Here is a 15,688-nt window from a genome sequence, read left to right on the forward strand (position 1 = left end):
CTAACTTAGTCTTCGAACAGTTCCGACTGGTCCCCATCGTCGTCGTCCTCCCCGTCCTCGGTGGCCGAGAGGATCGCCCCCGGCGGCGGTCGGTTATCCAACAGGCCCGCGGCGCGCAGTTCCTTCAGCCCCGGCAGGTCGCGGGCGCTTTCCAGCCCGAAGTGATCAAGGAATTCCTGCGTGACGACAAAGGTCACCGGGCGGCCCGGGGTCATCTTGCGGCGGCCAAAGCGGATCCATTCCATCTCGAGCAGCTGATCGATGGTGCCCCGGCTGACGCTGACGCCCCGGATCTCTTCGATCTCGGCCCGGGTCACTGGCTGGTGATAGGCAATGATGGCAAGGGTCTCGATAGCGGCGCGGCTCAGTTTCTTGACCTCGACCGTCTCCTTTTGCATCAGGAACCCAAGGTCCGGCGCCGTGCGGATTGCCCAGGCATCCCCGACGCGCACGACACGCACCCCCCGACCCTCGTAGCGTTTGCGCAGATGCACCAATGCCTCGGCCGGGTCGCAGCCATGGGGCATCCGGCCCGCAAGATCGCGCACCGTGACCGGATCGGCGCTGGCAAACAGGATCGCCTCGACCATGCGTTCCTGTTCGCCCATGGGCGGGGCCTCGAACAGGCTGTCGTTGGGGGCTTTCACAGCGGCCTCGGGGGCGTCGGTGTCGTCTTCAGCCATCGGGCGTGGTCTTTCTGCGAAGTTGGATCGGGGCGAAGGTTTCGGACTGGCGTATCTCGACCCGGCCTTCCTTGGCCAGTTCAAGCGAGGCCGCAAAGGTCGATGCGGTGGCCGAGCGGCGGCGCTGCGGGTCCGCGTCCCAGCCGTCGGGGATATAGCTGGCGATGTCGGTCCAATCCCCCGCAAAACCAATCAGCCCGCGCATCCGGTCCAGCGCCTGTTCCATGGTGAAAATCGCGTCCCGGTCCATGACGAAGGGCCGGAATTCATCCTTGGTGCGCAGGCGGGCGTAGCCCTGCATCAGGTCCAAGAGCGTCGCCGTATAGGTAATCCGGCGCACGCGGGTCACGTCTTCGGTGATGCCACGGGCAAAGAAATCGCGGCCCTTCTGGTCGCGGGCCATCAGCTTGGCGGCATGGTCGCGCATGGCCTCCAGCCGCTCCAGCTGGAACGCAAGGTGCGCGGCCAGTTCCTCGCCCGATGGCCCCTCTTCCGAGGGGTCGGGCGGCAGCAGCAGCCGCGACTTCAGAAAGGCCAGCCATGCCGCCATGACAAGGTAGTCCGCCGCCAGTTCCAGCCGAAGCTGTTTGGCCTTTTCGACGAACAGAAGATATTGCTCGGCCAGCGCAAGAATCGAGATCTGCCGCAGGTCCACTTTTTGGGTCCGGGCCAGCATCAGCAACAGGTCCAGCGGCCCTTCATAGGCGCCCACGTCAACGATCAGCGCCTCGGCGGCAAGCCGGTCGCTGACACTGACCACATCTTCCTGAAACTCTTCAGCCATAAGGCCCCTATCCCAGCAGCGCCTCAAGTTCGGCGGAGAGGGCGGCAATGTCAACGTCCGGGGCCGGTTTGCGCAGGGAAAGTGCGGCACCCACCCGTTCACGGGCTGCATCGGTCAGGGGGCCGACCGCAGTGGCGACCGCCTCCATCTCTGGCCCTTTCCCGTTGCAGTGCAAGACCACGTCACAGCCCGCCGCGACCGAGGCGGCGGCACGGTCGGCAATACCGCCCGACAGGGCCTCCATCGACAGGTCGTCGGACAGTAGCAGCCCGCCAAAGCCAATGTCGGTCCGGATCAAGTCGATCATCTCAGGGTTCTGGGTGGCGGGCCTTGGCCCCGCTTCGGGAAAGACCATATGGGCGGTCATTCCAATTGGCAGGTCAGCCAGCGCGCGGAAGGGGGCGAAATCCCAAGCCCCTGCTTCGGACAGGGGGACGTCGGCGGTGGGCAGTTCCTTGTGACTGTCCAGCGTAGCGCGGCCATGACCCGGCATATGTTTCATCACCGGCAGAACGCCACCGGCCAGACAGCCCTCGGCCACGGCGCGGCCATTGCGGGCGACCTCCTCCGGTGTCGTGCCAAGGCAGCGGTTGCGCAGAAACGGATGGGTCTCTGGTCCCGCGATATCAAGGGTAGGAACGCAGTTCACATCAATTCCAACCGCACGAAGTTCAGCGGCTATCATCTTGTATCGAATGATAAATGCAGCTTCGGGATCGGAGGCGGTCTGCGCCTGATCAAGGGGCGGCAGGTATTCGCGCCAATGGGGGGCACGCATACGCTGGACACGGCCGCCTTCCTGGTCAATCAGGACCGGGGCATCCCAGCCGACACTGTCACGCAGGTCACCGGTCAGGCGGCGCAATTGGTCGGGCGTGTCCACATTGCGGGCGAACAGGATAAAGCCCACCGGGCCCGACTCCCGAAAAAACCCACGTTCCCAATCTGTTACAGACAGACCTTCAGGTCCAAAAATCGCCGCCGCTCGCACCGTCAGCGGACCACGACCGGAACGCAATCGGTGTTTTCGGCAACCAGCGCGGCGCAGAACCGACGGGCGTCGGCGACGTCTTCGAACCCCATTGCCCGCAGCCGATAGAAGGTGCGCCCGCCCCGGCTCGCCTCCTGGATCAGGCGTTCCTTGCCGGCAAGATAGTCGGTGAAGCGGCCATTGAAGCGGCGCCATTCTTCGGCTGCGATTTCCGGGCTGTCGTAGGCGCCCAATTGGGCAAGGCTGGTACCAACCGGGATTGTCGCGGTCGATACCAGAACCGTGGGATCAGCCGGGGCAAGCGGCGCAGCGGCGTCGGAGGAAGCCGCAGGGGCAGAGACCACCACCAGACCGGCAGGGCGCGTCACCGGGCGCAGGCTGACCGCGACGCCGGGCACGGTGCTGGGCACGATGTCGGCTATCACCTCGGACGGGACACCATTCACGGCGGTCTGCACGGGCGGGGTCGCGCCCTCCTCCAGATCGGTCAGCGGTTCGGCCCCGGCCGCAATCTGATCGGCAAGGGCAAGGATCTGTTCGGCGGTCAGCGGTGGTTCAGGCGTGGCAACGCCCGCAACCTCGATCTCCTGTTCCGGGGCTGCTTCGGCGACCGGCGGCGCGGAAATCACCGGGGCAACCTCTTGCGCCTCGGCGTTGGGCAGCACAACAATGTCCTCCTCGGCCAGACCGACCGTCGGCGGGGCCAGAACAACCGTGTCTTCGGGCGGGGCCGCCTGCCCCTGCGCCGCCACCGCGTTGACGGCAAGGCCCGTATGGTCGGCCACTTCGCCGCCGGGGTTTTCCGGTGCCATGCGCATCGGGCCTTCCATCGCCCGCACCACCGGAACGCCGCTGATGTCGCGCATCACAAGGTTATAGCCCCAGACGCCAACGCCAACGATCAGGCCAAGCGATACAATCGCGCCCGCCGCATTAACAACATTGCCTGCCCGAAGGGGGGCGCGCTGCTGCGCACCCTCAAGGGTATAATCTGCCATGTCTCGCCTCACTGCCTCCGAAGATACATCGCCTTCGGATGGTGTCTTGCGTTGCCTCAATCCACCCGACGAAACGTGCGTTTACCGCATCTCTGTCGCCGGAGTTACGCCCAAGATACCAAGACCGGCCGAAATAACAACGGAAACGGCCGAAATCAGTGCAATTTTCGCTTGCGTTGTGGCCGGATCGCCCTCTTGCAGGAACCGCAGCGTGGTGTCTTCGTTGCCCTTGTTCCACAGCCCGTGGAATTCGGACGCAAGCTCGTAGAGGTAAAACGCGACCTTGTGGGGCTCGTGTCCCTTGGCCGCGATTTCGACAAGGCGCGGCCATTCGGCCAGCTTCTTCATCAGCGCGATTTCGGCGTCATGGGTCAGCATGCCAAGATCAGCCGCCTGAAGGGTGGCATCATCCACGGCAATGCCGGCCTCTGTCGCCTTACGCAAAACCGAATGAATTCGGGCACTTGCATATTGTACGTAGAAAACTGGGTTGTCCTTCGACTGTTCCAGCACCTTGTCGAAATCGAAGTCCAGCGGCGCGTCGTTCTTGCGCGTCAGCATGTGGAACCGGGTCACGTCGGCACCGGCCTGTTCGACCACGTCGCGCAGGGTGACAAAGGTGCCCGCCCGTTTGGACATCTTGAACGGTTCGCCGTTTTTGTAGAGCTTCACCAGCTGGATCAGCTTGATATCGAGCGGCACCCGGTTGTTCGACAGGGCGGCCACGGCGGCCTTCATCCGCTTGACATAGCCGCCATGGTCGGCGCCGAAGACGTCGATCAACTGGTCAAAGCCCCGTTCGACCTTGTCGTAATGATAGGCGATGTCGGGCGCGAAATAGGTCCAGCCACCGTCGGATTTCTTCACCGGGCGGTCCACGTCGTCGCCATGGGCGGTGGATTTGAACAGGGTCTGTTCGCGCGGCTCCCAATCCTCGGGCGTCTTGCCCTTGGGGGGTTCCAGCACGCCTTCGTAGATCAGGCCCTGCGCCGCCAGCCGGTCGATCGCGCCTTCGATCTTTCCCGTGCCATAGAGCGCCTTTTCCGAGCTGAAGACATCCATCTTCACGCCCAGAAGCGCCAGATCGCCCCGGATCATCTCCATCATGGCCTCGGTCGCAAACTCGCGCACGTCCTCCAGCCAGACCTCTTCGGGCTGATCCAGCAGACTGTCGCCGTATTTCGCCTTCAGCGCCTCGCCCACCTCGATCAGGTAATCGCCGGGATACAGCCCCTCGGCAATCTGCGGCTCAAGGCCGTTGGCTTCGCGGTAGCGTTCAAAGGCCGACCGGGCCAGAACATCGACCTGCGCGCCGCCGTCGTTGATGTAATATTCACGGGTCACGTCATAGCCCGCGAAGTCGAGAAGGCTGGCCAGCGCATCGCCAAAGACCGCGCCACGGGTATGGCCAACATGCATCGGCCCCGTGGGGTTGGCGGACACGTATTCCACGTTCACCCGAACCCCCTGCCCCAGTGTGGAGCGGCCAAAGCCCGGATCGGTCAGCGCGGCACTGACCACGCCCTGCCAAAGGTCCGCCGACAGCCGCAGGTTCAGGAATCCCGGCCCCGCGACCTCTGCCGTGTCGACACGGGCATCGGCCACCAGCCGCGCGGCCAGAGCCTCGGCAATGTCGCGGGGTTTCATCCCGGCGGGCTTCGCCAGAACCATCGCCGCATTGGTCGCCATGTCCCCATGGGCCGCATCGCGGGGCGGTTCGACCGCCACATTGGCAAGGTCAAGTCCCGTGGGCAGCTGCCCGTCAGCCATCATCGCCTCTAGCGAGGAGACGACAAGCGCGCGGATATCGGCAAAGAGGTTCATTTCGGCGTCTTTCTTGTGGGATTGGGCGCGGTTTAGCAGCTATGCAGCCAAGGTCAACGGCGATGGCATCGGCGGCCCATGGGTCAAGACCCATGGTGACATCTGAGGGGCGCTGCCCCTCTGGCCCTTTGGGCCATTCACCCCGGGATATTTATTGACCCAAAGAAGGGGGTTGGGTTGAGGGTCGCTACTTCTTTGGGTCGAAAATATCCTCTGGGGGTCCGGGGGGCGAAGCGCCCCCGGGTAAGGTGGGTTTCAACCCACCACCCCGGTCAGGTCACACGAGTCTGTTCGATGATATCCGAGCCGGTCAGCCGCGCGTGTTCCTGAATGGCGAAGCGGTCGGTCATGCCGCTGATGTAATCTGCGACGATCCGGGCCAGCGCCGCATCGCCCGTCGCCTCGGCCACGTCCTTGCGCCATTGCTTGGGCAGGTATTCGGGGTTTGCCATAAACAGCGGGAACAGGTCGTTTATCGCCCCAGTTACGATCTTGCGCATCTCGACCACGGCGGGGGCGCGGTACATGCGCTGGAACAGGAAGGCGCGGATCACCTTGAGGTCGTCCCAAAGTGCCGGGGTGAACTGGATCACCATACGCCCCGCATGGCGGATGTCATGTACGGTCGCCGGGTCCAGATCGGCAAGGTTGCGGCGGCCGACCCGGATCACATCCTCGACCAGCACCCCAAAGAACCGGCGCAGCGCCTCGTGCCGACGACGGTAGTAGTTCAGGCCGGGGTAGGCGCGGTCCACCTCGGCGAAACATTCCCGCAGGATCGGCAGTTCGGCCAGTTCGTCGGTCGAAAACAGCTCGGCCCGCAGTCCGTCGTGCAGGTCGTGGTTGTTATAGGCGATATCGTCGGCAAGCGCCGCAACCTGCGCCTCGGCGCTGGCGTGAGTGTGCAACTCCAGATCGTGGCGCGCGTTGTAATCGGCCAGCGCATAGGGCCAGGGTTCGGCCACGGGGCCATTGTGTTTGGCGATCCCCTCGAGCGTTTCCCAGGTCAGGTTCAGCCCATCCCATTCGGCATAGTGCCGTTCCAGCGAGGTGACGATCCGCAGCGCCTGCGCATTGTGATCGAAGCCGCCATAGGGCTGCATCAGCGCGTCCAGCGCGTCCTCTCCGGTATGACCAAAGGGCGGATGACCAAGGTCGTGGGCCAGCGCCACCGCCTCGGTCAGTTCGACGTTCAGATCCAACGCGGCGGCGACCGTCCGGGCAACCTGCGCCACTTCGATCGAATGGGTCAGGCGGGTGCGGAAATAATCACCTTCATGTTCGATGAAGACCTGCGTCTTGTGTTTCAGCCGCCGGAAGGCGGAGGAATGGATGATCCTGTCCCGGTCCCGCTGGAACGGAGATCGGAATGTGCTTTCCTCTTCCGGGTACAGCCGTCCCCTGGCCGTGCCGGGCAAGGTCGCATAGGGGGCTGCCATGGGGCCTCCGCTTTGCCTGTGTTTTCTGCCTGCCCTGTCTATAGCGCGGGCAACGGTGGCGCGGTAGGGCAAACCGTCAGGGGGCAAGACCTGCCAGAATGCGCCCTTCGAACGGGCGCGCGACGGGGCGGGCGGCATCCATCGGTCTGATCGTGCGCATCATTTCGGGAAACAGCGCCGCAAGTTCACGCTGTAGCGCGGTCCCGGCGGCACAGATGTGCCCGCCCATCAGAAAGGATTCCGTCCAAAGCCCGTTCGACAGCACGACCTCGTGCCGGTCAAACATGACATGGTAATAATTGACGCGGGCACAGGGGGCGCGGTGCACCCGGTCCCCGTCCAGAAGCGCCACTGCTGGGCACAGCACCTCTTCTTCGCCCAAGACGAATTCGGCACGCCAGTCGTCCACCAGAACCCGGTGTTGCGGCGAGACGAACAGATCACGGGCATTGCCAAGCGCCCCGGCCGCGATCCGGATCGGGGCAAGGTCCCCCTGCCCCGCAACCTGCCGGTGCCCGATCCATCGGACGGGTTGTGGCCCGTGGTCGCGCGTGAGCACAAGATCGCCTGAACAAAGATCTTCGACCCGCCGTTCGGACCCGTCCCCCATGCGTAGCAACGTGCCCGCGACAAAACAGGGCGGGCCCAGATCATTCACGTCGAAGACGTTCGGCCCGTTGACCCAAGTTGCATTTGTGATTGTGCTGCCGTCCGTCAGAACTGTGCCGTCGGACGGTGTATAATAGGTCGATCCATCAGCCGTATAAAATGTGACCCCGACGACCGTGGTCCCGTCGATCACCACTTCGTCCCCAACATAAAGCCCGACAACTTCAATCCCGTTGATCGTGTCGCCAGTATTTGCACTGATCGTCCCGCTGTTGTCGGCGTCGTCAATCACGATCTGTTCGACCACCACCGTTTGCGGCAGCGGGCCTGTAAGAGAGGGATCAAAATTCCCGCCTATTGTCTGGTCCGTATAGGTCGCCATCGTGGCCAGCTTTCGTTCTTGTGTGCCCTTCGCAGTCAGGGCGTGCGGACTATTGTTCGGAATGCGCCTTAAATTCCGCTAATAAGAAGCCGGGAAATCTGAACGATTTACCCCAAATTCTTTCGGCCTGCGGATCGGGGACAGGTTAGAGGCGGGCCCTTGTTGCGCGGCGGCGAGCAGCCTATATTTCCGCCAGGACAAGACCAATGGACACCCAGATGCTGACCCTGCCCCCGACCGTGACAGACCGCGCTTTTACCCGCCTTGCCGAAATCGGTGCGGCGGCACAGGGCAAAGCGCTTCGCGTGGCCGTCGAAGGGGGCGGCTGTTCGGGATTCCAATATGAGATCGACCTCGACACCCCGAAGGACGATGATCTGATCCTCGAAGGGCGCGGCGAAACCGTGGTTGTGGACTCTGTCTCGCTTCCATTTCTGGCCGGGGCAACGATTGACTTCACCGAAGAGCTGATCGGCGCCCGCTTTGCGATTGACAACCCGAACGCAAGTTCGTCCTGCGGCTGCGGAACCTCGTTTTCGATCTAGACAAATCTCACTAGCGGGTTGCGCAAAGGGGGGGCGATCTGTCTATTGTTCCTGAAACGGAAATAATCCGGACAGGCACAGATGATTGACCCTCTTTCGAAACTCGCGATCCGGCACGGGACCGACAAGTTCGGCTATCACGATTACACGCCGAATTATCACAAGCTGTTCCAACACCTGCGCGACCAGCCGATCAAGCTGTTGGAGATCGGCGTGGGCGGGTATCAGGACGCGGACCGGGGCGGCCAATCGCTGGCAACCTGGCGCGACTATTTCCCGAATGCCGAAATCACCGGGATCGACATCCAGAAAAAGACGCTGGATCTTGGCGACCGGGTGAAGATCTTTCAGGGTAGCCAGGTCGACCCGGAGTTCCTGAAACAGGTCGTGGCCGAACGGGGGCCATTCGACATCATCATCGACGACGGCAGCCACCAGAACGCCCATGTGGTTGAAAGCTTTGGCTATCTCTGGCCGGACCTTGTGCCGGGCGGCATTTACGTTGCCGAGGACGTGCAGACCGCATTCATGCCGCGGTTCGGTGGGTCACTGACGCTCGAACACCCGAATTCTGTCGGCTATTTCGCGGATGTGTTCCTGCGAATGGGCCATGCGGCGGGCGACCCGCTGGTCGGCGATGTTGGCGGGGTCGAACGGTTTCACAACATCATTGCGCTGCACAAGACCGCGCCGGGCAGAGCCAACAGCTGCGCGGGGTCCAATGTGCTGCACTGGATCGACGGGGACCGCACCCTTGCGACGATCAAATCCGGGGCGGATCGGGCGACATGGGGGGCGGCAAAAACCGCCAAGAAACCCGGCGGCGCCAATATCATCGTGATCGGACCCGAGTCGCAGGATGAAAAGACAGTCATTGATGCCTTCCACGGCATGGCCGTCCCCGGTGTGCTGGTGCTGGAGGGCAATATCGGCCCCGAACACCCGCTTGCTGCGGTTCTGGAACGCAGTTGGGTGCAGGTCGATCACCGGGAAATGAAGATCCAATACCCAAATGCAGACATTTCAGATTTCGCGATGTGGATCTACGCGCTGGAAAAGCACCCTGACGGGGTGATCCTGTACAAGGCGCCCAATGACTACCCGTCGAACTTTGCCTTCGATCCCGAACAGCCGCAGGCAAAGGCCGCCATGGCCGCGATCGAGGCGGAACTGGCAGACTGCGACGAGGAGAACGGACTGGTCCAATATGCCGGGATGGTGACCACCCTGTTCGGACGCGAAGCCGCCGCGCCCTGGGTCGCGAGGCTGGACAAGGTCAACGCCACGTCGCGGACCTATTACCAGCTTGCCGGTGGACTTGCCCAGCGGGAACGCAGGTTCGAGGACGCGGCCAATCTGTTTCGCAAGGCCCTTGCGGCCTTTCCCGCCGATCAGCAATTCACCCTTGGCCTGTGCACGGTTCTGATGGCGCTTGGTGAATTCGACGAAGCCGCCGATGCCGTGTTCGAAGCCCGAGAAGAACAGCCCCGCAACCTGCCCCTGATGTTGATGGATGCCCGGATCAAGGGCCGCATGGGGGACTACGGCGGCGCCATTGCCATCGCCAGCGAGGCCGTCGACCTGTCGACCGGAAATCGCAAGCCTCCCGCCCAGATCGCGCTTGCCGAACTGCTGGAGGCGGATGGCCAGATTGACGAGGCGCGCAGGGTTATAGCCGACCTGGCCGAAGGGCCCGCGAACTTTGCCGCACGGGGATTCCGGCTCTTGTCCAAGATCGAAGCGGCCGCCGGCAATACCGAAGCGGCGATCGTCGCGGTTGACAAAGCGCTTGAAGGCAACCCGCAAAGCGGCGAGTACAAGAAATGGCGCGGTCAACTGGCCGCCGAATAGGCACGACCAGACCGGGGGGCCCATGAAGATTGCAACCTTCAACATCAATGGCGTGAAGGCGCGGATTGAAACCGTCCTACGCTGGCTGGATGAAAGCGCGCCCGATGTGGCGCTGCTGCAAGAGATCAAATCGGTCGACGAGAATTTCCCCCGCGAGGTCTTTGAAGAACGAGGGTATAACGTCGAAACCCACGGGCAGAAGGGGTTCAACGGGGTCGCGATCCTGTCGAAACTGCCGCTGGAGGATGTCACGCGCGGCCTGCCCGGCGCCGAGGGTGCGGGCCGCGACGGCGTGGACGATGAGGAGGCCCGCCTGATCGAGGCGACGGTGGTTGGCGATCATGGTGCGCTGCGACTGATCGGGATCTATCTGCCCAATGGCAACCCTGCCCCCGGCCCGAAATATGACTACAAACTGCGCTGGATGGAGCGTCTAAAGGCGCGGGCCAAGGATCTTCTGGCGCAGGAAATGCCCGCCCTGATCGCCGGGGATTTCAACATCATCCCGCAGGACGAAGACGCCAAGCGGCCAGAGGCATGGACCGAAGACGCATTGGCCCGTCCCGAAAGCCGCGCGGCCTTTCGCCGGATCGTGAACCTTGGCTTTACCGAGGCCTTCCGCACCCGCACCCACGGCGACGGCCATTATTCCTTCTGGGATTATCAGGCCGGGGCATGGGACCGGAACGACGGTATCCGGATCGACCATTTCCTGCTGACCCCGCAGGCCGCCGACTGCCTGCACGACTGCTGGATCGAGGCGGATATGCGCGGGCGCGACAAACCATCTGACCACGTGCCCGTCTGGGTCGATCTGGCGATCTGATCCATGGTGCGTCTGCTTTGGGTTCTGGTTCTGGGGCTGGGCGCCCTGCTTTTGTTCGAAGGGTGGCGGCTGGTTCAAGCATCGTCGAAGACCGCCGACCTGTTCGCCCCCTATCAAAGCGCCGATTACGCAGGCCCCAGATGGGATGACCTGCCCACCACCCAATTGACTGCGTGGATTGCTGTGGAAGACCCGGCGTTCTTCTCCCATCCCGGCGTGGACCTGCGCACAGATGGCGCGGGGCTGACAACGATCACGCAGGCGCTGGTGAAGCGGATGTATTTCGACGAGTTCCGCCCCGGGTTTTCCAAGCTGGAACAGACGCTGATTGCCGCGCTGGTCGTCAACCCACGCATCCCGAAAGAGGTGCAGTTGACCGCCGCGCTGGACCGGATGTATTTCGGCACCGTCGAAGGCGTTGAGATCATCGGGTTCGACAATGCCGCGCGGGAATTCTTTGGCCGCCCGCTGCTGGACCTGACCGACGCGGAATTCATCGCCCTTGTGGCGACCCTGATCGGGCCTGACCGGTTCCGCCCCGGTAGCGCAGAGCATGACACGCGGCTGACCCGTATCCGGCGGCTCTTGTCCGGGGATTGCCAGCCCGCAGGGGTCCGCGATGTCTACCTGTCGGATTGCGACGCATAGCCCGGCACGGTCACGTCATGCCGGTACAGCCAGTCATAGCGCCCAAGGAACGCGCCCGGCGCGACCCGTCCGATCCCGGCCAAAACCCTGTGTGACAGGCTGCGCCGCAGCCCGGAGAGGTGAAAGTTGACCGCATTTGCGTTGGCCGCTGCGATAGCCCGGCAGGCCCGGTCGCGGCGCAACGCCTGATAGCGGCGCAGACCGCTTGACAGGTCGTCCAATTCGTCACAGGCCGCCGCCAGCACCCAGGCGTCTTCCAGCGCGAGGGTCGCCCCCTGCGCCATGAAGGGCAATGTCGGATGGGCCGCGTCCCCGAGGATCGCCATTCCCTGCCCATCCTGCCAGACAGGCGCGACCGGATGCCGGAACAAGCCCCAAAGGCGCACCGTCTGAATCTCCGACAAAATGGCCCGCAGTTCGGGCGCACAATGGGCAAAAGCCGCCTGCACCACCGACGGGTCGTCAAAGAAATTCCACCCCTCGGCAGCCCAGTCTGCCCGCTCTTGCACGGCGACAATGTTCAGCTTGCCGCCCAGCAGCGGATAGGTGACCACATGGCACCCGGGCGCCATCCAGGTTCGGGCAACCGGTGCTGCATCCTTGGCCCGGATCGTTGCGCGCCAGGCCACCTGCCCGGTGAAAAACGCCGCGTCCTTGCCATTCAGCTCTGGCCGAATGACGGAATGGATCCCGTCCGCCCCAACCACCAGATCGGCCCGGATCGGGGTTCCGTCGTTCAAATGGGGGCGGCCACCGCGCAGGTCGATCTTGACGCCCGTGCGCAGCGCAACGCCCGCGTCGGCACAGCCGCCGGCCAGCAGGTCAATCAAATCGGGGCGATAGAAAAACCGGTAGGGCGGCCCGTCCAGCCGGGTCCGGTCAAAGCGGGTAATCCGGCGCCCGGTCAGCGCGTCCATCGGCTCTACCGCCGTGGCGGGGATCGACGCGGCCGCTGCATCCAGCCCAAGCGCCTCCAGAACCCGCCCACCGTTGGGCGAAATCTGTAGGCCTGCGCCAACTTCGCGCAGTTCCGCGGCCTGTTCATAGACGGTGACGGTGGCGCCCCTGCGGGCAAAGGCAAGCGCGGCAGCAAGGCCGCCGATCCCGCCACCGATGACGGCGACATCGCGGCCCTGCATCCTGCCCATCGGGATCAGTCGTCCCGGTGAACTTTTTCGCGGCGTTCGTGGCGTTCCTGCGCCTCAAGGCTCATCGTGGCGATCGGACGCGCATCCAGCCGCTTGAGGCTGATCGGCTCGCCGGTGATCTCGCAATAGCCGTATTCGCCGTTGTCGATCCGGCGCAGGGCGCTGTCGATCTTGGCGACCAGCTTGCGCTGGCGGTCGCGGGTGCGCAGTTCCAGCGCCCGGTCGGTCTCCTCGCTTGCGCGGTCGGCAAGGTCGGGGATGTTGCGGGTGGAATCCTTCATGCCTTCGATGGTGTCACGGCTGTCCTCCAACAGTTCCGCGCGCCAGTTGATCAGCTTGCGCCGGAAATATTCCAGCTGCCGGTCATTCATAAAGGGTTCGTCTTCGGCGGGACGGTAATCGTCCGTCAGGAAAACCTCGGCTTTCATTTGGTTGCTACCCTTGCTACCGCCAGAAACCTCAACTTTTTGGGTATCGGCCATCTGGCTCTCCCTTTTCTGGGGGTCGTTTACTCTGCCCACGGGGGAGTGTCACCCCCCGAAATTCACGAGCACATCGAGTTGAAGCCCCCCCAAGACCTGATACTGTCCGCCGCGACAGTTTCAGACGGCGAGGCGGGAATGCAGTTTACCGGAACCAAGGATTATGTGGCCACCGAGGACCTGAAGGTCGCGGTCAATGCCGCGGTGACACTGGAACGCCCGCTGCTGGTCAAGGGCGAACCGGGCACAGGCAAAACGGAACTGGCCAAACAGGTGGCCGCGGCCCTTGGGCTGCAAATGATCGAATGGCACATCAAATCGACGACCAAAGCGCAGCAGGGCCTGTACGAATACGATGCGGTCAGCCGGTTGCGCGACAGCCAGCTGGGCGATGAACGCGTTCACGACGTCAAGAACTACATCCGCAAGGGCAAGCTTTGGCAGGCGTTCGAGGCAGAGGGCAAGGTCGTTCTGCTGATCGACGAGATCGACAAGGCGGATATCGAATTTCCCAACGACCTTTTGCAGGAACTCGACCGGATGGAGTTCCACGTCTACGAAACCGGCGAAACCATCCGCGCCCGCGTCCGGCCCATCGTCATCATCACGTCGAACAACGAAAAGGAACTGCCCGACGCCTTCCTGCGTCGCTGTTTCTTCCACTACATCCGTTTCCCGGACACCGATGTGCTGCGCAAGATCGTCGAAGTGCACCATCCCGGGATCAAGGAACAGTTGCTGACCACCGCCCTGACCCAGTTTTACGAAATTCGCGAGACGCCGGGGTTGAAGAAGAAGCCCTCGACGTCAGAGGTGATCGACTGGCTGAAACTGCTTCTGGCCGAGGACATGGACCCTGCCGATCTGAAACGCGAGGGCGGGTCGCTGCTGCCCAAGCTGCACGGGGCGCTGTTGAAGAACGAACAGGATGTGGCGCTGTTCGAACGGCTGGCCTTCATGTCGCGGGGGCAGCGGTAGACGGGCGGGCCGCTTATCCCGCCTTGCGCAGGGCCAGAACCGCGTTCAGCCCGCCAAAGGCAAAGGCATTGGACAGAACCACGTCCACATTCGCCTCGCGCGCCTCGTTTGGCACCACGTCCAGCGCGCATTCCGGATCGGGTTCTTCATAATTGATCGTCGGCGCGATCACCCCGTCGCGCAGGGCCATGATGCAGGCCAGCAGTTCCACCGCTCCGGTTCCGCCGATCAGATGGCCGTGCATCGACTTTGTCGACGAGATCATCAGCCGGTCCGCATGGGTGCCGAACACATCGGCCACGGCGGCGCATTCGGTCTTGTCATTCGCGGCGGTGCCGGTGCCATGGGCGTTGATATATCCCACCTGCCCCCGGTCCAGACCCGCATCAGCCAGCGCCCCGGCAATCGCCCGCGCCGCCCCCTGTTTCGACGGCATCACGATGTCCGACGCGTCCGAGGACATGGCAAATCCCACCACCTCGGCCAGAATTTCGGCCCCGCGGGCGCGGGCGGCCTCGTATTCCTCGAAGATGAAAACCCCGGCCCCTTCGCCCTGCACCATGCCGTTGCGGGTGGCGCAGAACGGGCGGCAGGCGTCCTTGGACATGACCCGCAGCCCTTCCCAGGCCTTGACCCCGCCAAAGACCAGCATCGATTCCGACCCGCCGGTGATCATCGCATCTGCCATGCCCGACCGGATCATCTGGAACGCCAGCCCCATCGCGTGGTTGGACGAGGCGCAGGCCGTCGCCACGGTGAAGGACGGGCCGCGCAGGTTCCATTCCATGCTGACGTGGCTTGCCGCGGCGTTGTTCATCAGCTTGGGCACGATGAAGGGGTGAACGCGGTTCTTCCCCTCTTCATAAACGACCCGGTAATTCTCGTCCTGCGTGGTCAGCCCGCCGCCCGAGGTGCCCAGAACCACCCCCGACCGGTCGGCCAGCGCACCGCGAAATTCCAGCCCCGACTGGGCCATCGCCTGGCGGGCGGCAAGGATGGTGAACTGGGTGAACCGATCATAAAGCGCGATCTGCTGACGGTTGAAATGCTCGGTCTCGTCAAATCCCTTGACCTGCCCACCGATCTTTACGGCCAGCCGGTCCACATCGCGGATCTCCAGCGGACCGATCCCGCAGCGCCCTTCGCGCATTGCCTCGAGCGTGGTCGGCACATCATGCCCAAGGGCGTTAATCGTGCCTGCGCCGGTGATGACGACCCGTCTCATGCCTGCTGCGAAACCAGCCCGGTGACGGCGTCGATGATCGCCTCGACCGAAGAAATGTCAAACTCGCTCTCCTCGGGGGCGTTGGCATTGAAGGGCACGGAGATGTCAAAGGCCTCTTCAATGGCGAAAATGCTTTCGACAAGGCCAAGGCTGTCGATCCCGAGGTCTTCCAGCGTATGTTCCGGCTTGACATCGGACGGTTCAAGAACCGCCTGTTCGGCAATGATTTCAATGACTTTTTCGCGCACGTTCATCTGGAACACCATCCTGTGGCC

Annotated in this window: 16 protein-coding genes; 5 read left to right on the forward strand and 11 right to left on the reverse strand. The window is 63.2% G+C overall.

Annotated features, from left to right (window positions below):
* Nucleotides 1-5: 5 nt before the first annotated feature.
* The 7 genes from scpB to U3648_RS11000 all read right to left on the reverse strand — a co-directional run bounded on the left by scpB (nucleotide 6) and on the right by U3648_RS11000 (nucleotide 7,710).
* The gene (gene scpB / locus U3648_RS10970) at nucleotides 6-683 is read right to left on the reverse strand and encodes an SMC-Scp complex subunit ScpB (protein ID WP_420859272.1); all 678 of its coding nucleotides are present in this window, start codon (nucleotides 681-683) and stop codon (nucleotides 6-8) included.
* Nucleotides 676-1,467: a segregation and condensation protein A gene (locus tag U3648_RS10975; RefSeq protein ID WP_420859273.1), complete on the reverse strand. Its 792-nt coding sequence runs from the start codon at nucleotides 1,465-1,467 to the stop codon at nucleotides 676-678. The genes scpB and U3648_RS10975 overlap by 8 nt, the downstream gene beginning before the upstream one ends.
* Before the next feature lie 7 nt (nucleotides 1,468-1,474).
* A complete protein-coding gene (locus U3648_RS10980) occupies nucleotides 1,475-2,458 on the reverse strand; it encodes a glycoside hydrolase family 3 N-terminal domain-containing protein (protein ID WP_420859393.1) in 984 nt (327 codons plus the stop codon).
* Between the two features lie 2 nt (nucleotides 2,459-2,460).
* Nucleotides 2,461-3,456 (reverse strand): SPOR domain-containing protein, encoded by a 996-nt coding sequence (locus tag U3648_RS10985; RefSeq protein ID WP_420859274.1) that lies wholly within the window; start codon nucleotides 3,454-3,456, stop codon nucleotides 2,461-2,463.
* A gap of 81 nt (nucleotides 3,457-3,537) precedes the next feature.
* The gene (gene argS / locus U3648_RS10990; RefSeq protein WP_420859275.1) at nucleotides 3,538-5,280 is read right to left on the reverse strand and encodes an arginine--tRNA ligase; all 1,743 of its coding nucleotides are present in this window, start codon (nucleotides 5,278-5,280) and stop codon (nucleotides 3,538-3,540) included.
* A gap of 272 nt (nucleotides 5,281-5,552) precedes the next feature.
* A complete protein-coding gene (locus tag U3648_RS10995; RefSeq protein ID WP_420859276.1) occupies nucleotides 5,553-6,719 on the reverse strand; it encodes a deoxyguanosinetriphosphate triphosphohydrolase in 1,167 nt (388 codons plus the stop codon).
* Between the two features lie 76 nt (nucleotides 6,720-6,795).
* Complete coding sequence (locus U3648_RS11000; protein WP_420859277.1) at nucleotides 6,796-7,710, reverse strand: Hint domain-containing protein; 915 nt, start codon at nucleotides 7,708-7,710, stop codon at nucleotides 6,796-6,798.
* Nucleotides 7,711-7,931: 221 nt separating this feature from the next.
* On the opposite strand from U3648_RS11000, the gene U3648_RS11005 reads away from it, so the two are divergent.
* The 4 genes from U3648_RS11005 to U3648_RS11020 all read left to right on the forward strand — a co-directional run bounded on the left by U3648_RS11005 (nucleotide 7,932) and on the right by U3648_RS11020 (nucleotide 11,580).
* Nucleotides 7,932-8,255 carry a HesB/IscA family protein gene (locus U3648_RS11005; protein ID WP_420859394.1) on the forward strand — a complete coding sequence of 108 codons (324 nt, stop codon included), beginning with the start codon at nucleotides 7,932-7,934 and terminating at the stop codon, nucleotides 8,253-8,255.
* Nucleotides 8,256-8,336: 81 nt separating this feature from the next.
* Nucleotides 8,337-10,106, forward strand: a complete 1,770-nt coding sequence (locus U3648_RS11010) for a tetratricopeptide repeat protein (protein WP_420859278.1) — start codon at nucleotides 8,337-8,339, stop codon at nucleotides 10,104-10,106.
* Nucleotides 10,107-10,128: 22 nt separating this feature from the next.
* A complete protein-coding gene (gene xth, locus U3648_RS11015; RefSeq protein WP_420859279.1) occupies nucleotides 10,129-10,932 on the forward strand; it encodes an exodeoxyribonuclease III in 804 nt (267 codons plus the stop codon).
* Between the two features lie 3 nt (nucleotides 10,933-10,935).
* Nucleotides 10,936-11,580 (forward strand): transglycosylase domain-containing protein, encoded by a 645-nt coding sequence (locus U3648_RS11020; protein ID WP_420859280.1) that lies wholly within the window; start codon nucleotides 10,936-10,938, stop codon nucleotides 11,578-11,580.
* Here the strand turns inward: U3648_RS11020 and U3648_RS11025 are convergent.
* The gene (locus U3648_RS11025) at nucleotides 11,556-12,728 is read right to left on the reverse strand and encodes an FAD-dependent monooxygenase (protein WP_420859281.1); all 1,173 of its coding nucleotides are present in this window, start codon (nucleotides 12,726-12,728) and stop codon (nucleotides 11,556-11,558) included. The two genes, U3648_RS11020 and U3648_RS11025, sit on opposite strands and share 25 nt — an antisense overlap.
* Nucleotides 12,729-12,733: 5 nt before the next feature.
* Nucleotides 12,734-13,156, reverse strand: a complete 423-nt coding sequence (dksA, locus tag U3648_RS11030) for an RNA polymerase-binding protein DksA (protein ID WP_129681426.1) — start codon at nucleotides 13,154-13,156, stop codon at nucleotides 12,734-12,736.
* 192 nt (nucleotides 13,157-13,348) lie between these two features.
* Between dksA and U3648_RS11035 the strand changes: the two genes are divergently transcribed.
* A complete protein-coding gene (locus tag U3648_RS11035; protein WP_420859282.1) occupies nucleotides 13,349-14,188 on the forward strand; it encodes an AAA family ATPase in 840 nt (279 codons plus the stop codon).
* A 13-nt stretch (nucleotides 14,189-14,201) separates the two neighbouring features.
* Here the strand turns inward: U3648_RS11035 and U3648_RS11040 are convergent, their stop codons facing one another.
* Entirely contained in the window at nucleotides 14,202-15,413 is a 1,212-nt protein-coding gene (locus U3648_RS11040) for a beta-ketoacyl-[acyl-carrier-protein] synthase family protein (protein WP_420859283.1), read from the reverse strand.
* Nucleotides 15,410-15,667, reverse strand: coding sequence for an acyl carrier protein (locus tag U3648_RS11045; protein WP_420859284.1), 258 nt, complete (start codon nucleotides 15,665-15,667; stop codon nucleotides 15,410-15,412). The genes U3648_RS11040 and U3648_RS11045 overlap by 4 nt, the downstream gene beginning before the upstream one ends.
* Between the last annotated feature and the right edge of the window lie 21 nt (nucleotides 15,668-15,688).

The sequence above is a fragment of the Marivivens marinus genome, from assembly GCF_035969385.1.
Classification (GTDB): Bacteria; Pseudomonadota; Alphaproteobacteria; order Rhodobacterales; family Rhodobacteraceae; genus SELP01.

What these genes read in the sequence shown, in the direction of transcription:
- argS (WP_420859275.1), bottom strand. Translation starts at nt 5,280, where the DNA reads ATGAACCTCTTTGCCGATATCCGCGCGCTTGTCGTCTCCTCGCTAGAG.
- U3648_RS11045 (WP_420859284.1), bottom strand. Translation starts at nt 15,667, where the DNA reads ATGAACGTGCGCGAAAAAGTCATTGAAATCATTGCCGAACAGGCGGTT.
- dksA (WP_129681426.1), bottom strand. Translation starts at nt 13,156, where the DNA reads ATGAAAGCCGAGGTTTTCCTGACGGACGATTACCGTCCCGCCGAAGAC.
- U3648_RS11025 (WP_420859281.1), bottom strand. Translation starts at nt 12,728, where the DNA reads ATGGGCAGGATGCAGGGCCGCGATGTCGCCGTCATCGGTGGCGGGATC.
- U3648_RS11040 (WP_420859283.1), bottom strand. Translation starts at nt 15,413, where the DNA reads ATGAGACGGGTCGTCATCACCGGCGCAGGCACGATTAACGCCCTTGGG.
- U3648_RS11020 (WP_420859280.1), top strand. Translation starts at nt 10,936, where the DNA reads ATGGTGCGTCTGCTTTGGGTTCTGGTTCTGGGGCTGGGCGCCCTGCTT.
- U3648_RS11000 (WP_420859277.1), bottom strand. Translation starts at nt 7,710, where the DNA reads ATGGCGACCTATACGGACCAGACAATAGGCGGGAATTTTGATCCCTCT.
- xth (WP_420859279.1), top strand. Translation starts at nt 10,129, where the DNA reads ATGAAGATTGCAACCTTCAACATCAATGGCGTGAAGGCGCGGATTGAA.
- U3648_RS11035 (WP_420859282.1), top strand. Translation starts at nt 13,349, where the DNA reads ATGCAGTTTACCGGAACCAAGGATTATGTGGCCACCGAGGACCTGAAG.
- U3648_RS10995 (WP_420859276.1), bottom strand. Translation starts at nt 6,719, where the DNA reads ATGGCAGCCCCCTATGCGACCTTGCCCGGCACGGCCAGGGGACGGCTG.
- U3648_RS10975 (WP_420859273.1), bottom strand. Translation starts at nt 1,467, where the DNA reads ATGGCTGAAGAGTTTCAGGAAGATGTGGTCAGTGTCAGCGACCGGCTT.
- U3648_RS11010 (WP_420859278.1), top strand. Translation starts at nt 8,337, where the DNA reads ATGATTGACCCTCTTTCGAAACTCGCGATCCGGCACGGGACCGACAAG.
- scpB (WP_420859272.1), bottom strand. Translation starts at nt 683, where the DNA reads ATGGCTGAAGACGACACCGACGCCCCCGAGGCCGCTGTGAAAGCCCCC.
- U3648_RS10985 (WP_420859274.1), bottom strand. Translation starts at nt 3,456, where the DNA reads ATGGCAGATTATACCCTTGAGGGTGCGCAGCAGCGCGCCCCCCTTCGG.